We start from the raw sequence: 15,568 nt of genomic DNA on the forward strand, positions 1-15,568 counted from the left end.
CATTATAAGTTTATTGATTAAGATCATATTATTCTTAATTAATTATAATAGTACTCGGCCAGACAAAACGAATAATGATTAACATAGTGGTAAGATAAGTTTACATCAAAGAATAAAATACTGATAAATAGACATCGATAGTGAGGCTAAACGCCATTTTGAATGCCGATTATCTGTTTTAGTGTGTTTCTTATCCGAATTTTATCCGGTTAAATACCCTCGTAATTTGTATGGTTCCTCTCGCCCATCATGGCTTTTCTTACATAAAATCCCCAGTTGGAGAGGTCTTGAATACTTTATTTTTGACAAATAAAAACCCTCTCAAAATGTTAGTTAACATATTGATTTTTATCTAAAGTTAAAGACTATATTTAGGTGAAGTATAGCGCTTTATATTAAATTTTCAATTAAGGGTGAATTTTCTAGGTTTTGGTCTATATTGGTTAAAGGTGCATTTTTATAGCAACGTCTTGATTTATAGTTATCTATGCTGCAAAAAACGATACCGACATTTCGTTATAAATAAAGGGACTCTTTAGCTATGACACTAGCTATAAAAAGCAAACGATTAATCGGTCACTTCTTATATTTGCTACTGTGGATAAATGCAGTGGTGCATTTTCGTTTTAGTAAAAAAATATTAATAAACTTAGTTTTAGTATTGCTTGGGATAACTAAAAGCGGTAAAAAATACCTATCAAGAAAAATCATCATACAAATATAACGCTTTGTTTTCTACAGTTGTTGCCTGCGAGGTGGCGGGGAATTCATGCTGCTTTTAGCCGGTCACTCGACATTAAAAGCACAGGATAAATATTTAGCAGAAGATCGATGGTAATTAAAAAGTAAAAAAGAATTCGAATGAAGAATCTCTACAGGAGGATGCACTTAAATTCTGGAAGACTCTAATTAGCAGCATCAATGTCTATTTTTATCAGCAATAACAAGGGATAACCCTTTATAGGTAAGCGATAGAGCTTATAGGTTGTTTTTTACTCTCACTTTCTTAACCAGATACAGGAGGGCTTATGCAGCTCACCCCAAGAGAAGTTGAAAAGCTCATGATCTACACGCTGTCTGATGTGGCGCTCAAACGCAAAGCACGTGGCTTGAAACTCAATTATCCAGAAGCTGTTTCTATTATTACAGTGACTGCGATGGAAGGGGCCAGAGATGGCAAATCCGTAGAAGACGTCATGAAAGAGGCCAGTAAAGTTCTCACTAAGGATGATGTGATGGACGGGGTGGCTGATCTGATTCCCAATGTTCAGGTTGAAGCAATTTTTACTGACGGTAGCCGCTTGGTCACGGTGCACGATCCCATTAAATAAGTGATGGCAACATGCGAGTAAAACCTGAATTAAATATTGCAGAGGATTAAAGCATGAGCGCAAAAAAAGGTACTAGCACTACAGGCACTACAGGCACTAAAGGCATTGATACTAAAGGCACAACGGAAAAGAATACGCCCCTTGGTGGTTGCATTTTAGCTGATGAGCCGATCACCTTTAATGAGAATAAACCCGTGACCAAAGTGAAGGTTCGCAACACGGGTGACCGCCCAATCCAAGTCGGTTCTCATTTTCACTTCTTTGAAGCTAACCGCGCACTTGAATTTGATCGTACCGCGGCTTATGGCAAAAGACTGAATATCTCTTCAACAACCGCAATCCGTTTTGAACCCGGTGATGAAACTGAAGTTTCGCTAATTCCTTTCGGTGGTAAGCAAACACTGTATGGCTTTAATAACCTGGTGGATGGCTGGACCGGTGAAGGTGTGGTTCCTAATAGTGAGCGCCCGGATAAGCTAGAAGCTATCCGCCGTGCGGCTGCACGTGGTTTCAAATCATCATCTAAATAACACCTTATCTCAATGAAACATCATCGAAATTCGCATACGTGTAATTAGGCAACCCATTACACGCACCGGAAAAAGAAAGGAGCGACAGATGCCTCAAATTTCTCGGCAAGAATACGCGGGTCTATTTGGCCCAACGACTGGCGATAAAATACGTTTGGGTGATACCAATCTGTTTATCGAAATCGAAAAAGACCTGCGTGGATATGGTGAAGAGTCAGTTTACGGTGGCGGTAAGTCACTGCGTGACGGGATGGGGGCGAACAACCATCTGACCCGCGATAACGGTGTACTGGATTTAGTGATAACCAACGTCACGATTGTTGATGCCCGTTTAGGGGTGATTAAAGCTGACGTCGGTATTCGTGATGGCAAAATTGCCGGCATCGGCAAAAGTGGTAACCCTGGTGTGATGGATGGCGTGACTCCGGGTATGGTGGTAGGGGTCAGTACCGATGCTATTTCAGGCGAGCATTTGATTCTCACCGCAGCGGGCATCGATTCCCATATCCATTTAATCTCTCCACAACAGGCTTATCATGCCTTGTCCAACGGTGTAACAACCTTCTTCGGCGGTGGTATTGGCCCAACCGATGGGACTAACGGCACAACGGTAACACCTGGCCCATGGAATATTCGCCAAATGCTGCGTTCTGTCGAAGGCTTGCCAGTTAACGTGGGTATCTTGGGTAAAGGGAACTCTTACGGACGTGGTCCTCTATTGGAGCAAGCCATTGCCGGTGTTGTGGGCTTTAAAGTCCATGAGGACTGGGGTGCGACGGCCAATGCCCTGCGTCATTCACTGAGAATGGCGGATGAAATGGATATTCAGGTGTCCGTGCATACCGACAGTTTGAACGAATGCGGCTATGTGGAAGATACCATTGATGCGTTTGAAGGCCGCACTATTCATACCTTCCATACCGAAGGTGCGGGTGGGGGGCATGCGCCGGATATTATCCGCGTAGCCAGCCAGCCTAACGTACTGCCAAGTTCAACCAACCCAACTCTGCCATACGGTATCAATAGTCAGGCTGAACTGTTTGACATGATCATGGTGTGTCATAACCTCAACCCGAATGTGCCAGCCGACGTCTCCTTCGCTGAAAGCCGTGTACGCCCGGAAACCATCGCCGCAGAAAACGTGCTGCACGATATGGGGGTTATTTCCATGTTCTCCAGTGACTCACAGGCCATGGGGCGTGTTGGGGAAAACTGGTTACGCGTTATGCAAACAGCCAATGCGATGAAAGCATCACGTGGCAAATTGCCAGAAGATGCTGCGGGTAACGATAACTTCCGTGTACTGCGCTACGTAGCGAAAATCACCATTAACCCAGCTATTGCACAAGGTGTCAGTCATGTTATTGGCTCCGTCGAAGTGGGCAAAATGGCCGATTTGGTGTTGTGGGATCCGCGCTTCTTTGGTGCCAAACCTAAACTGGTTATCAAAGGCGGCATGATCAACTGGGCTGCGATGGGTGACCCTAACGCATCACTGCCAACCCCACAACCGGTGTTCTATCGTCCAATGTTTGGGGCAATGGGGAAAACCCTGCAAGACACTTGCGTCACCTTCGTTTCTCAAGCGGCACTTGATGATGGTGTGAAAGAGAAAGCGGGGCTAGACCGTCAGGTTATTGCGGTTAAAAACTGCCGTACCATTTCTAAACATGACTTGGTGCGTAATGACCAAACACCAAACATTGAAGTGGACCCTGAAACCTTTGCGGTGAAAGTGGATGGCGTGCATGCCACCTGTGAGCCTATTGATACAGCGTCAATGAACCAGCGCTACTTCTTTGGCTAATGGATGAGTCTGGACGCAAATCCAGTTTGTTTAAGCATTCAGCTTGCCCATGGTAAGTGTCATCTGGCTCTTGGATGGGGCGATCAACAATTGCTGGGATGAATGACACAGAAAAGGATTTCATTACTGTGGGCAACTGACAAACGCAAGGAATAAATAACATGATTTTGATAGAGCACATTCTTGGCAATGTGAAAAAAGATCCGGTTTGGCAGGCGAAGCTCAAAGATGCCACGTTTGATCTCTTGGTCTTGGATCAACGGGAAGCGCAAAAAAGCCGCTGCCGTAAATCCAGTACCCAAGGTCTGGATCTCGGTATTTCTCTCGACCGACACGTTGTTCTTGCTGATGGTGATGTGCTGGCATGGGATGAAAAAACCAATGTCGCGGTAGTGGTACAGATCAATTTGCGCGATGTCATGGTCATTGATTTGAGCGAACTGAAAAGCCGTTCACCGGATGAGCTGATTAAAACCTGTTTTGAGCTTGGTCACGCGTTAGGCAATCAGCACTGGAAGGCGGTCACTAAAAATAATGAGGTCTATGTACCTTTGACGGTGGCGACCACCATGATGGATTCCGTCATGAGAACCCACGGTTTTCAGCATCTCCCTTTCCGTTTTGTTAAGGGAGCGGAAATTCTGCCATTGCTGAGTAACTCCGAAGCCCGGTTGTTATTTGGTGGTGCAGAAGACACTGACACCCATGTTCATGTAGCCAGCCCCTTGGATGAGCCTCATGGGTCCGGTTTACATATTCACGGTATTCATTCTCACGGTGATGGGCACTCGCATAGCCATGATGGTGACCACAGTCATGGTCACAGCCACGGCGATCATGACCACGATCATAAACACTGATCCGGCAGGGAGGCACCGCAATGAATGCATCAGATCTCATTCGTATCATGCAGTTTGGTGATTCCGTACTGCCGGTCGGGGCCTTTACGTTTTCCAATGGCGTGGAATCGGCTATCCAAACTGGGGTTGTTCATGATGTGCCAACACTGAAAGGCTTTGTGTTGACGGCACTCAAGCAGGCTGCCAGTTGCGATGGAATGGGGGTTGTCGCTGCTCACCGTGCGGTGGTGGCCGATGACCGAGACGGTATCATCCGTGCTGATTGGGCCGTGAATAACCGCAAGTTAAATGAAGAAAGTCGCCTGATGGCAACCCGAATGGGGAAAAAATTGGCAGAGATGTCAATTCATGTGGTGGAACACCCACTGATCAGCTGGTGGCTGGAACAGATAAAAAATGGCAATACCGCGGGGACGTACCCAGTGACTCAGGCCATCGTTATGGCCGCTCAGGGAATTGGTCAGAGAGAGGTGGTCGTCATGCATCAATATGGCGTGGCGATGACAATATTAAGTGCGGCGATGCGGTTGATGCGTGTGACCCATTTCGATACTCAGCATATTTTATTTGAATTAAATCATGATATTGAGAAGTTCTGTGATATTGCCGAAATTGGCGATATTGAACAGATGTCTTCTTATGTCCCGATTGTGGATGTGCTAGCGGCGGTGCATGTAAAAGCGCACGTCCGCTTATTCAGTAATTAATAAGAATGAATTCTGAGTACTGGGTTTTTCTGCCAACCGAGTACAGGCTCAACATCAGATTAAAATTAAGAGGATTATCCCGTGAATAGCCATTCAACCGACAAACGCAAAAAGATAACTCGTATTGGTATTGGTGGCCCGGTGGGTTCAGGAAAAACCGCCATCATTGAAGTGATCACCCCTATTTTGATTAAACGGGGCATTAAGCCACTGATTATTACCAATGACATCGTGACAACTGAAGATGCCAAGCAGGTGAAGCGCACACTGAAAGGCATCTTGGATGAAGAAAAAATTCTCGGGGTGGAAACGGGGGCCTGCCCGCACACGGCGGTACGCGAAGACCCAAGTATGAATATCGCGGCGGTGGAAGAGATGGAAGAACGCTTCCCCGAGAGCGACCTTATCATGATTGAAAGTGGTGGTGACAACCTGACACTGACATTCAGCCCTGCGTTGGCCGACTTCTATATCTATGTTATCGACGTGGCTGAAGGTGAAAAAATCCCACGAAAAAATGGCCCTGGCTTGGTTCAGGCTGACATTTTGGTTATCAATAAAATCGACCTTGCCCCATATGTTGGTGCCAGCCTAGATGTAATGGAAAGTGATACTAAAGTGGTGCGCGGTGATCGCCCTTATATCCTGACCAACTGCAAAACTGGACAAGGTATTGAGGAACTGGTGGACATGATTATGCGCGACTTCTTGTTTACTCACGTACAACCGCAAGGAGAGCATGCATGACATCTCAGAGCCAGAATATCGTGGAAACTCCTTCACGGGTTCGTGCTCACGCATTAGGTGTTAACGCGCCGGAACTAGCGAAATATCAGGACGAACCGGCGCAAATGCGTAGCGGGGCAGTAGGAAAAAGTGGCTATCTCAAATTGAGATTCGCCAAACGTGAGCATCGCAGTATTTTGGCGGAAATGGAAAGACGTGTGCCCTCATTGGTGCAAAAGGCGTTGTACTGGGATGAAGAAATGCCGGAATTACCTTGTGTCACCATGATTTCAACATCGGGTTGTATTTTACAAGGCGACCGGCTGGCCACTGATGTGCTGGTAGAGGCAGGGGCTTGCGCTCATGTCACCACACAATCAGCGACCAAAGTTCACATGATGAATGCGAACTATGCTTCCCAGATCCAGAATTTTACGGTGGAAGAGGGGGGCTATCTGGAGTTTATGCCAGACCCTCTGATCCCACATCGTAATTCCCGCTTTATTACGGATACCACCATTCATATTCACCCTACGGCAACGGCGATTTATTCCGAAGTATTGATGTCAGGGCGTAAATATCACCATGAGGATGAGCGTTTTGGTTTTGATGTCTATTCCTCACGCGTGGCCGCGCACAATTTGGAAGGTAGAGAGCTGTTTGTTGAGAAGTATGTGTTGGAACCGAAGTCTGAAAGTCTGGATGCCATTGGTGTAATGCAATCATTCGATGCGTTTGGCAATGTGATTTTATTAACACCTAAAGAGCATCACGACCGCATTCTGGCACGCGTACCTGCACATTTTGATATTAAGGGCGGGATTGCCAGTGGGGCGACTCGCTTACCGAATGACTGCGGTTTAGTGTTTAAAGCACTGGGTATTGACAGTGCGGGAGTAAAAGCTGAAATCCGTCAGTTTTGGAAGATAGCCCGTGAGGAAATTCTCGGCATTACATTGCCGGAAAAATTCTTATGGCGCTAGGTGTCACCTAATGCCACTTGCTGTTGTAGTCACTTATCGCTACAGCAGTAAGTGATTCAGGGAATGAGTGCAGCAAGGCAGCAAACGAGAGACTCTCGATGAACTGATATCAGTCAGTGATTCGGGGAATGAGTGCAGCGAACACCGCTGCGACTTCAAGTAAGAAGGATAAAATAATGAATGCGAAAACGGGCAACCTATCCGGCTGGGCACAACTCAGTGCTTCAAATGTTTTCATTGAATTTATCGACACAACGTTGCGTGGCTGTGCTCAGGTGATGTTCCAGAATAACCCGTTGACGGGTTTATTCTTCTTTGTTGCGATATTTGTCGGCGCGTATGGTGAAGGTAATCCGGCAGTGGCTTATGGTTGTGTGCTAGGCACTGTGGTGGCCACATTCACCGGGTTAACCATGCGTGACCGCAAATCATGGCGCTCGGGGCTATATGGCTACAATGGGTGCTTAGTTGGTGCGGCATTACCCACGTTTTTGGTTACTACACCGGTAGTTTGGGCTTGTATTGTCTTAGGCAGCATTGTGTCAGTGATTGTGATGGCTTGTATTGCTGATATTTTAAAAACGTGGAAAGTGGCGGCGTTAACGGCTCCTTTTGTTCTCACCACTTGGATAATATTACTGGCCAGCTACGCTTTTGCCGGTCTGCAGAGTAATGGATTGCCTGCACCAGCACTGCCTCATTCATTTGTTTTGGATGCCGGGGTCCCTGTTGCGGGTAATATTTTCGTCAGCATGTTTAATGGTATTTCCGAAGTCTTCTTACTCAGTAGCTTGATTGGTGGCATTATTTTTGTCATTGGGCTGGCGGTAGAATCACTTTGGGCAGCGGTATTTGCAATGGGTGGCTCGCTACTGGCACTTTTCACTGCCATATTCCTTGGTGCAGACCCTGCCAGTATTGATACCGGGCTTTATGCTTTCAGTGCCGTGCTAACAGCTATCGCTCTGGGATCGACATTTAATAAACCCAGTTGGCGTGTTTTGGCTTATACCATCATCGGCGTTATTTTTACGGTGATCGTACAAGGCGCTCTAAATATCTTATTGGCGCCTGTTGGTATTCCTACTTTGACGATGCCGTTTGTTCTGGCCTCATGGTTATTCCTGGTGCCGAATAAAGATGTGATGCCAGCACATAGACAATAGCGGTTTTATTCTGGAGCACGAATATGACGACTGGAATAGAGAAGCGCAGCGCTTTTGGTGATCCGCAAACGAAGCGTCGCGCGATTTACTTGCTGATTGGTCTGCTGGTAGTTAATGGGCTGGCATGGGTTTGGGCTTTCACCGAATTTAATAACAATGCGGTATTGATGGGGATGGCGTTTCTGGCTTATAGCTTTGGCTTGCGCCATGCCGTAGATGCAGATCATATCGCTGCCATTGATAACGTCACCCGCAAACTGATGCAGCAGGGGAAAACACCGATTGCGGTCGGAACATTTTTCTCACTTGGTCACTCGACTATCGTAATATTGGCCTCATTGGCCATTGCGGCAACCGCAATGGCATTTAAAAATAATATGGAGTGGTTCCATGAAACTGGGGGATTGATTGGCACCCTAGTTTCGTCGGTATTTTTGTTGTTGTTTGCTTTTCTTAATTTAACCATACTGATTTCAGTATATAAAAAGTTTAAGCAGGTTAAAGCGGGGCATGTCTATAAAGATGACGAGCTTGATCTGTTGGTGACGAATAATGGGGGCGTTCTCGCCAGAGTTTTTCGGCGGGTATTCAATATGGTCAATAAAAGCTGGCATATGTATCCAGTTGGTTTTTTATTTGGCTTAGGTTTTGATACCGCCACTGAAATAGGTGTATTAGGGATCTCTGCTGCCAGCGCAAGTCATGGGATGAATTTGTGGTCAATAATGGTATTCCCGATTTTATTTGCAGCCGGGATGGCTTTGATTGATTCACTTGATAATTTTGTGATGATTGGTGCTTATGGTTGGGCTTTCTCTAAACCGGTAAGAAAACTGTATTATAATATTACTATCACGGCAGCTTCAGTTATTATCGCTTTCTTTATTGGCGGGATAGAGGCTTTAGGGTTAATTGCAGGTAAACTTAATTTGACCGGCGGGATTTGGACGCCAATAAATAACATCAGTGAGAACCTAGGTGAGATAGGTTACTGGATTATTGGAATGTTCATACTGTGTTGGTTAGTTTCTGCCGTTAATTATTATGTCCGTGGTTATGATAAGTTGAGTATTAGTGGTTAATTTTTTATCGTAAAAAATATAAGGCACTCATAAATGAGTGCCTTATTTATCATATTGATCTTTTCAGATTACATATGATGTTTTTTCGCGAAGTTTAAAATGTCTTGTTTCATTTCAGACAGTTTACTTTCAGGCGATTTTTTACACACTTCGACCACTTTTGGTGTCACGATAGTATCTGTTTCTTGAAAATCAACATAATCGCCTTTCTTATATTGAGTATCATCATTTAATACCCAATACACTACCGGAGTTAATGACTTAGGATTCAAGTCCAGGAATTCTTTGCAGGTCATATCACTCGGGGTAGTCCCCGTTGCGCTAGTGGTTGTCGGGGTAGCTGCAAAAGTCGTTGCGGCAGCGGAAAGCAATAAACCAGTCAATGCAATATTACGAAGTGATTTGTAGGACATGCTTACTTCCTTATTTGTCTGTTAAAAAACCACAGCCTTAAATTAAGGGTGATAAATATCACTCAGGTATGATGACTCCAGCGTTATTATGTGCTGGAGCGCAGCTATATTATTAGTTATAAATTTGATTAATGCCAATAATTAATTTTATTATTTTGCGTTCCATTCAGTATGCATAGCTTTACACGGTGTAAAAATAGCTTTAAAGAAATATATTCATCAAACAAGGAAATAACATCATCTTTAATTTGATTACTTAGCGTTAATATTAGATGACTATAAATGTCATTATTCTATTTAATTCACATGAAGTTTATCGTTTGATTTTTATCAAAAATAATTGAATTTAACCATGAACTATCTGGATTTCTATCTATACTTAATTCACCTATAACAATTTTAGTCACTCTATTGATGAAAATATTACAGGAAATTAAATCTAGGTTCTCTATACCGCATTGTCTGGCTATTCTGGTGGCAATTAATGGGTATCTGGTTTTAAGCCCCGTACTTTTCAGGGCTATTTCTCATTTTGCCGGCACAACAAACGATTTTAGTACCTGGAAGGAGGCGCTAAGTTTTCTTGAGTTATTTGAAATACCACGATTTATGATCGGGTTGGTCTTGATATTGATGGCGGTTGCTTTATCGATGAAAACCCGTATTGCTTGGTTTTTCACCGTGTTGCTGTTATTTACCATTGTCTCTATCAATATCTTTATTCTAAAAGATCACAACACACTGACGACTTATTCCATTGTGATTATTGTCGCCTTGATATTTTATTGGCGGAAATTTAATTATCACAGCCTCGCCAGCGGGACGTTTTTTGCTATTGTCAGTATTGCTTCCCTGATCGTTTATAGCATGCTGGGCACACTTTACATGGGTGATGAATTTGCCCCTGTAGTGACGGATTTACCAACAGCCTTCTATTTCGCCATTGTTTGTATGTCAACTGTCGGTTTCGGGGATATTATCCCGCATACCACGTTGGCACGGATGTTTACGCTTACGGTGATTATTTCCGGTATTACTGTCTTTGCTGCTTCCGTTTCTTCTATTGCCGGGCCAATGATCAGTAATAATATCAAACGTATAGTTAAAGGTAGGGTTTCTGACGTGGAACGTAAAAATCATTTTATTATTGTGGGGACCAGTTCTCTGGCGCTAAATGTCTATAACGGTCTGCGTGATCGTGGCGATGAAGTCACTGTGGTTTGTGCTGTTGGTAGCCAGCACAGTTTCCCTTCAGATGCAGATATTATCGAGGGTGACCCTTCTTCCGTTGCAACACTGAAATTAGCGGGGGCCGACAAAGCGAAATATATTATCGCGCTGTGTGACAGTGATGCAGACAATGCTTTCACTATTTTGGCTGCTAAAGAGATAGCTGGTGAGTCCACCAAAACGCTAGCATTAGTCAATGAAACCGAGAACATGAAGAAAGTAAAACGTGTTGAACCTAGCATGGTCTTCTCTCTGCCATTATTAGGCAGTGAACTGCTGGTCAGAACGTTGAATGGCGATACCATTAATAATGAACTGATTACAGAGATGTTTTTTGGTAACTGCCAGAAATTAGACTGACTTTATACTCGTTGGCTTGCACCCATCTTGTTGATCACAAAGCATAAAACACCCTCTATATGAGGGTGTTTCCATCTCTATTTTTCACTAAGGTAACATTATTCAGTGGTGGCTTGCGGCGCTTTAGGCTTTTCTTTAGGGCCGACCATTAAACCCACTTCAACGGCAATAAAACCAACAATCAGGCTGGCGACCAGATAGCAGATCGAGACTAAAACTTCACTTGGGGTTTTCATCATTTCAACGGCACCAAATACAAAGCTGGAAAATGTTGAAAGACCACCCATGATCCCTGTTCCAACCATCAGATGGACGTATTGGTTAATTTTACCGTTCTTAAAGAAAGAGGTGGTCAGCCCTAATAAAAATGCGGCGATGATATTGGCTGCAAAAATATCCATAGGGAAGCCATCGGCCAGTCTCGGTACTGATAGCATAATAAATTCGCGACACATGGCACCAAAGGCACCGCCCACAAAAACTAAAATAATAAGATTCGGCATGATAATTCTCTCCGATTAATAAATCCGTTTCTGCTTAATAAGCCAGCCAGGCACCGAATGCCGCCGCCGCGAGGCCAACCAATACAGAAATAATCAGATATCCGGCAGCTATTGCTCTGCCTCGGGCAGTCGCCAGTTTTGCTGCATCTAATTGCATACTGCTGAATGTGGTATAGCCACCTAAAATACCGGTCAATACTGCGGCATTCATCAAATCGCCGTAGCGATCACGCCAGTCAACACTGAAAAGAATACTCAGATAGCCAATAACAAATGCACCGGAAATATTGATTAGAAAAGTCCCTAGAGGGAAATTACCTTTATATAGCTTGCCAACACCTAGCCCTATCCACCATCGCAAAAGTGATCCGATGCCGCCACCAAGCCCTACCCACATAACGTCAATTGCCGTCATAACAAAGCCCCTCAATGACCATTCATCAGAGTAAACATAATTGTAGTACAAATAATGTTAGAAATGTTCGAAGGGATCACTTTCAAAGGCGAAGGATGGCGCTAAAATAGAAATGCCGTTTCAAAAATACGATAAATGGAGACAGAAGCCATCATGCCTTACAACGCAGATCCTTCCCGCTACAACCAGATGCAATATCGTTTTTGTGGAAAAAGTGGCTTGCAGCTTCCAGCATTATCGCTAGGGCTTTGGCATAACTTTAGTTTTAACAACACATTAGAATCACAACGGACGTTACTGCGCAAAGCCTTTGATCTGGGAATTACCCATTTTGATTTAGCGAATAACTATGGCCCCCCACCGGGGTCCGCCGAGCAAAATTTTGGTAAGTTGCTGCAAGACGATTTTAAACCTTATCGTGACGAGCTGATCATCTCGACCAAAGCCGGCTATAACATGTGGCCCGGTCCCTATGGGGCGGGAAGCTCACGGAAATATCTGCTGGCTAGCCTAGATCAAAGCTTAAAGCGCATGGGGTTGGATTATGTGGATATTTTCTATTCCCACCGCGTTGATGAAAACACGCCAATGGAAGAAACTGCATCGGCACTCGCTCAAGCAGTGCAAAGCGGTAAAGCGTTGTATGTAGGGATTTCGTCCTACTCTTCTGAACGAACCGCCCAAATGGTGGCGTTATTGCAAGAATGGAAGATTCCACTGCTGATCCATCAGCCTTCTTACAATATTCTTAACCGTTGGGTTGAGCAGACGAATCTATTAGACACCTTGGATAAGCACGGTGTTGGTTGTATTGCTTTTACCCCACTGGCGCAGGGGTTGCTAACCGGCAAATACCTCAATGGCATCCCTGATGATTCGCGGATGAAGAAAGAAGCGGGTGGTTCGCTAAAAGAAAATATGTTGTCAGAGGCCAATTTGCGCAGCATCAAGCTGCTCAATGAATTAGCCACCCAACGTGGGCAATCACTGGCACAAATGGCATTAAGCTGGTTGTTGAAGGATAACCGCGTGACGTCAGTTTTGATTGGGGCCAGCCGTCCAGAGCAGCTTGTGGAAAACTGTGCCGCACTCGATAATCTCAGTTTCACAGCGGAAGAGTTACGTGCGATTGATCAGCATGTTACCGATGGGCAACTTAACTTGTGGCAGGCTTCATCTGATCGCTAATTATTCTGCAACCTTGGGGTTGCAGAGCGAGTATTTGTCATAAAACAAAAGCCGGAGGTGTCTCCGGCTTTTTGTTGACAGGTACAGGGATTATTCTTTCGGAGCTAGGCCTACTTTCAATAATTTACCGTCACTCTCATCTGTTAGCAGATAAACATAGCCATCTGGCCCGATGCGCACGTCACGGATACGTTCGCCGCGATCCGCCAACAAGCGCTCCTCTGCAATCACTTTATTGTCATCCAACTGCAAGCGAATCAACTCTTTCTGAGCCAATGCGCCGATAAACAACGAATGTTGCCAAGCGGGGAAACGCGTGGCGTCGTAGAATGCCATCCCACTGATCCCGGGCGATACTTCCCAGTAATATGCGGGTTGCTCAGTGCCATCTACATGGGTGCCTTTGGCTTCAGGGATGGCGAGGCCTGAATAATTCACCCCATGTGTTGCCAGTGGCCAGCCATAGTTTTTCCCTGCCATCGGGATATTTATTTCATCACCGCCTTTCGGCCCGTGTTCATTGGACCACATCACTCCACTCCATGGGTTGAGCGCCAATCCTTGTGGATTTCGATGCCCATAAGACCAAATCTCGGCTCTTGCCGGCGATTTATTGGCGAAAGGATTATCTTTCGGCACTTTACCATCAAGAGTCAGACGCACGATTTTACCTTGATACAAGCTCAGATCCTGAGCCGTGGGGCGCTGATTATTTTCCCCTAAGGTTATGAAAAGATGGCCTTGCTTATCAAAAGCTAATTTCCCACCAAAGTGGTTACCGGTCGACAATTTAGGCTGCTGGCGGAAAAAAACGGTAAAGTTTTCGATGGCGGTAGCCTGAGGATTGAGGCGTCCATAACCTACCGCAGTACCTGCCTTACCGCCTTTGCCTTCTTCAGCAAAGCTGAGGTAGACACGGCGGTCTTGGGCAAATTTGGGAGATAATGCCACTTCCAATAGGCCGCCTTGTCCCTTGGCATATACCGTGGGCACTCCTTTTATGGGCGCCGATAGTGGTTTTCCTTGCTGCCACAAGCGCAATTGTCCAGAGCGTTCAGTGATCAAAATTCCCCCATCATCAGGCAAAAAAGCCAGTGACCAAGGGTGGTCTAACCCATCTTGCAATTCAGTTACCGTCACCGTGGGGGCCGTAGCGGCAATCGTGGCTGTTGAGATAAATACACTGAGTAAAAGCATTTTAATTAACGGCAATGTTGGGCGAGAGATCGGTGTTCTATTTCCGAATAGCGTCATCATTCACTCCATAAATACGTAAATACCTGTTAACCATAGAGTATTAACCGAGAATCGGCTATTTCCGGTTCTAAAATATGTGGCATTGAGGGGGTTCTATAGGGAACGTGATATTAACAATGTGGCTATACCCGCTATCTTTTAAGCCACAGAAGGATTGGCTGCCATCATTCACTCAAGGAACTATCTTAGTTCCTTGAGTGAATGCGGTTGTCACCTGCCTGCAATGCACTTCGCTCCACGAATAAAGTCACGGCGCAAAATTATGATAAAAAGCGGAAAAGTTTGGATGAAACGATTATCAAACCAATAAGATTCTCTAATTTATCCTTGCATCTATTTCAATTCATTTTTACGGTTTTATTTTGTTGCGTAGTAATAGGTAAATAAAAACTAACCATATGAAATACAAATGAATTAAACTTAATTCGCCGAGCAAAAAAATAATCATTTTGCGATAAGCATCACATTGTAATCGATGAGAAATGTGAAGGGTGTCAATATGAAAAGTCAATAAGAGACGATTATAGAGGTGATCGAATTACTGGCTTGTCTGTCAACTCCGTATACTGCCGACAACCAGAAACAATGGAGCTGGGCAAGGGGCACGATAAAGTACAGATAAAGGGAATTCACCATTGCACTGGCATATGAATAACTTGTGTCTTTTGAACCTCAAAAGGTGTTGGGTATGGAAAAGAAAAAAATTTACTTATTTTGCTCTGCTGGTATGTCTACCTCGCTACTGGTTTCCAAAATGAAAGTTCAGGCAGAGAAGTATGAAGTGCCCGTCGTCATCAATGCTTACCCGGAAGCATTGGCGGCACAACATGGTAAGGAAGCCGATGTCATCCTATTAGGGCCGCAAATTGCCTACATGTTGCCAGAAGTAACCAAAATGTTCCCTAACAAACCCGTGGAAGTGATCGACTCAATCCTTTACGGCAAAGTCGATGGTTTAGGGGTGTTAAAAGCTGCTGTTGCTGCAATAAAAAAAGCAAAACAATAAGGGG

Annotated in this window: 16 protein-coding genes; 12 read left to right on the top strand and 4 right to left on the bottom strand. The window is 44.7% G+C overall.

Annotation, left to right across the window (positions count from 1 at the left end):
- Positions 1 to 1,028: 1,028 nt before the first annotated feature.
- The 9 genes from ACIOG0_RS05075 (at position 1,029) to ACIOG0_RS05115 (ending at position 9,192) form a co-directional block, all read left to right on the top strand.
- On the top strand, positions 1,029 to 1,331 hold the full coding sequence (locus tag ACIOG0_RS05075; RefSeq protein WP_050100886.1) for an urease subunit gamma: 303 nt from the start codon (positions 1,029 to 1,031) through the stop codon (positions 1,329 to 1,331).
- 53 nt (positions 1,332 to 1,384) lie between these two features.
- Entirely contained in the window at positions 1,385 to 1,861 is a 477-nt protein-coding gene (gene ureB / locus ACIOG0_RS05080) for an urease subunit beta (protein WP_050100885.1), read from the top strand.
- Positions 1,862 to 1,949: 88 nt separating this feature from the next.
- Positions 1,950 to 3,668: an urease subunit alpha gene (locus ACIOG0_RS05085; RefSeq protein WP_050295827.1), complete on the top strand. Its 1,719-nt coding sequence runs from the start codon at positions 1,950 to 1,952 to the stop codon at positions 3,666 to 3,668.
- Between the two features lie 161 nt (positions 3,669 to 3,829).
- Entirely contained in the window at positions 3,830 to 4,528 is a 699-nt protein-coding gene (ureE, locus tag ACIOG0_RS05090; RefSeq protein ID WP_050100883.1) for an urease accessory protein UreE, read from the top strand.
- Between the two features lie 20 nt (positions 4,529 to 4,548).
- Entirely contained in the window at positions 4,549 to 5,235 is a 687-nt protein-coding gene (locus ACIOG0_RS05095) for an urease accessory protein UreF (RefSeq protein WP_050141221.1), read from the top strand.
- A gap of 81 nt (positions 5,236 to 5,316) precedes the next feature.
- The gene (gene ureG, locus ACIOG0_RS05100) at positions 5,317 to 5,982 is read left to right on the top strand and encodes an urease accessory protein UreG (RefSeq protein ID WP_050100881.1); all 666 of its coding nucleotides are present in this window, start codon (positions 5,317 to 5,319) and stop codon (positions 5,980 to 5,982) included.
- On the top strand, positions 5,979 to 6,944 hold the full coding sequence (locus tag ACIOG0_RS05105) for an urease accessory protein UreD (protein ID WP_050100880.1): 966 nt from the start codon (positions 5,979 to 5,981) through the stop codon (positions 6,942 to 6,944). Before ureG ends, ACIOG0_RS05105 begins: the two co-directional genes overlap by 4 nt.
- A gap of 176 nt (positions 6,945 to 7,120) precedes the next feature.
- Complete coding sequence (gene yut / locus ACIOG0_RS05110) at positions 7,121 to 8,110, top strand: urea transporter (protein ID WP_050100879.1); 990 nt, start codon at positions 7,121 to 7,123, stop codon at positions 8,108 to 8,110.
- A 23-nt stretch (positions 8,111 to 8,133) separates the two neighbouring features.
- Complete coding sequence (locus ACIOG0_RS05115) at positions 8,134 to 9,192, top strand: HoxN/HupN/NixA family nickel/cobalt transporter (protein WP_050100878.1); 1,059 nt, start codon at positions 8,134 to 8,136, stop codon at positions 9,190 to 9,192.
- 68 nt (positions 9,193 to 9,260) lie between these two features.
- Here ACIOG0_RS05115 and hdeB read toward each other — a convergent pair whose 3' ends face one another.
- Positions 9,261 to 9,605 carry an acid-activated periplasmic chaperone HdeB gene (gene hdeB / locus ACIOG0_RS05120; protein ID WP_050100877.1) on the bottom strand — a complete coding sequence of 115 codons (345 nt, stop codon included), beginning with the start codon at positions 9,603 to 9,605 and terminating at the stop codon, positions 9,261 to 9,263.
- Positions 9,606 to 10,019: 414 nt separating this feature from the next.
- On the opposite strand from hdeB, the gene kch reads away from it, so the two are divergent.
- On the top strand, positions 10,020 to 11,195 hold the full coding sequence (kch, locus tag ACIOG0_RS05125) for a voltage-gated potassium channel protein (RefSeq protein ID WP_050100876.1): 1,176 nt from the start codon (positions 10,020 to 10,022) through the stop codon (positions 11,193 to 11,195).
- A 98-nt stretch (positions 11,196 to 11,293) separates the two neighbouring features.
- Here the strand turns inward: kch and crcB are convergent, their stop codons facing one another.
- Complete coding sequence (crcB, locus tag ACIOG0_RS05130) at positions 11,294 to 11,698, bottom strand: fluoride efflux transporter CrcB (RefSeq protein ID WP_128451373.1); 405 nt, start codon at positions 11,696 to 11,698, stop codon at positions 11,294 to 11,296.
- A gap of 34 nt (positions 11,699 to 11,732) precedes the next feature.
- Positions 11,733 to 12,113 carry a CrcB family protein gene (locus tag ACIOG0_RS05135; protein WP_050100874.1) on the bottom strand — a complete coding sequence of 127 codons (381 nt, stop codon included), beginning with the start codon at positions 12,111 to 12,113 and terminating at the stop codon, positions 11,733 to 11,735.
- A gap of 153 nt (positions 12,114 to 12,266) precedes the next feature.
- On the opposite strand from ACIOG0_RS05135, the gene mgrA reads away from it, so the two are divergent.
- Positions 12,267 to 13,301 (top strand): L-glyceraldehyde 3-phosphate reductase, encoded by a 1,035-nt coding sequence (gene mgrA / locus ACIOG0_RS05140; RefSeq protein WP_050100873.1) that lies wholly within the window; start codon positions 12,267 to 12,269, stop codon positions 13,299 to 13,301.
- A 90-nt stretch (positions 13,302 to 13,391) separates the two neighbouring features.
- Here the strand turns inward: mgrA and ACIOG0_RS05145 are convergent, their stop codons facing one another.
- Positions 13,392 to 14,555 (bottom strand): PQQ-dependent sugar dehydrogenase, encoded by a 1,164-nt coding sequence (locus ACIOG0_RS05145; RefSeq protein WP_128451374.1) that lies wholly within the window; start codon positions 14,553 to 14,555, stop codon positions 13,392 to 13,394.
- 691 nt (positions 14,556 to 15,246) lie between these two features.
- Here ACIOG0_RS05145 and ACIOG0_RS05150 point away from each other — a divergent pair.
- The gene (locus ACIOG0_RS05150; RefSeq protein WP_050100871.1) at positions 15,247 to 15,564 is read left to right on the top strand and encodes a PTS sugar transporter subunit IIB; all 318 of its coding nucleotides are present in this window, start codon (positions 15,247 to 15,249) and stop codon (positions 15,562 to 15,564) included.
- The last annotated feature ends 4 nt before the right edge of the window (positions 15,565 to 15,568 follow it).

The organism is Yersinia vastinensis, assembly GCF_044905075.1.
Lineage (GTDB): Bacteria > Pseudomonadota > Gammaproteobacteria > Enterobacterales > Enterobacteriaceae > Yersinia > Yersinia vastinensis.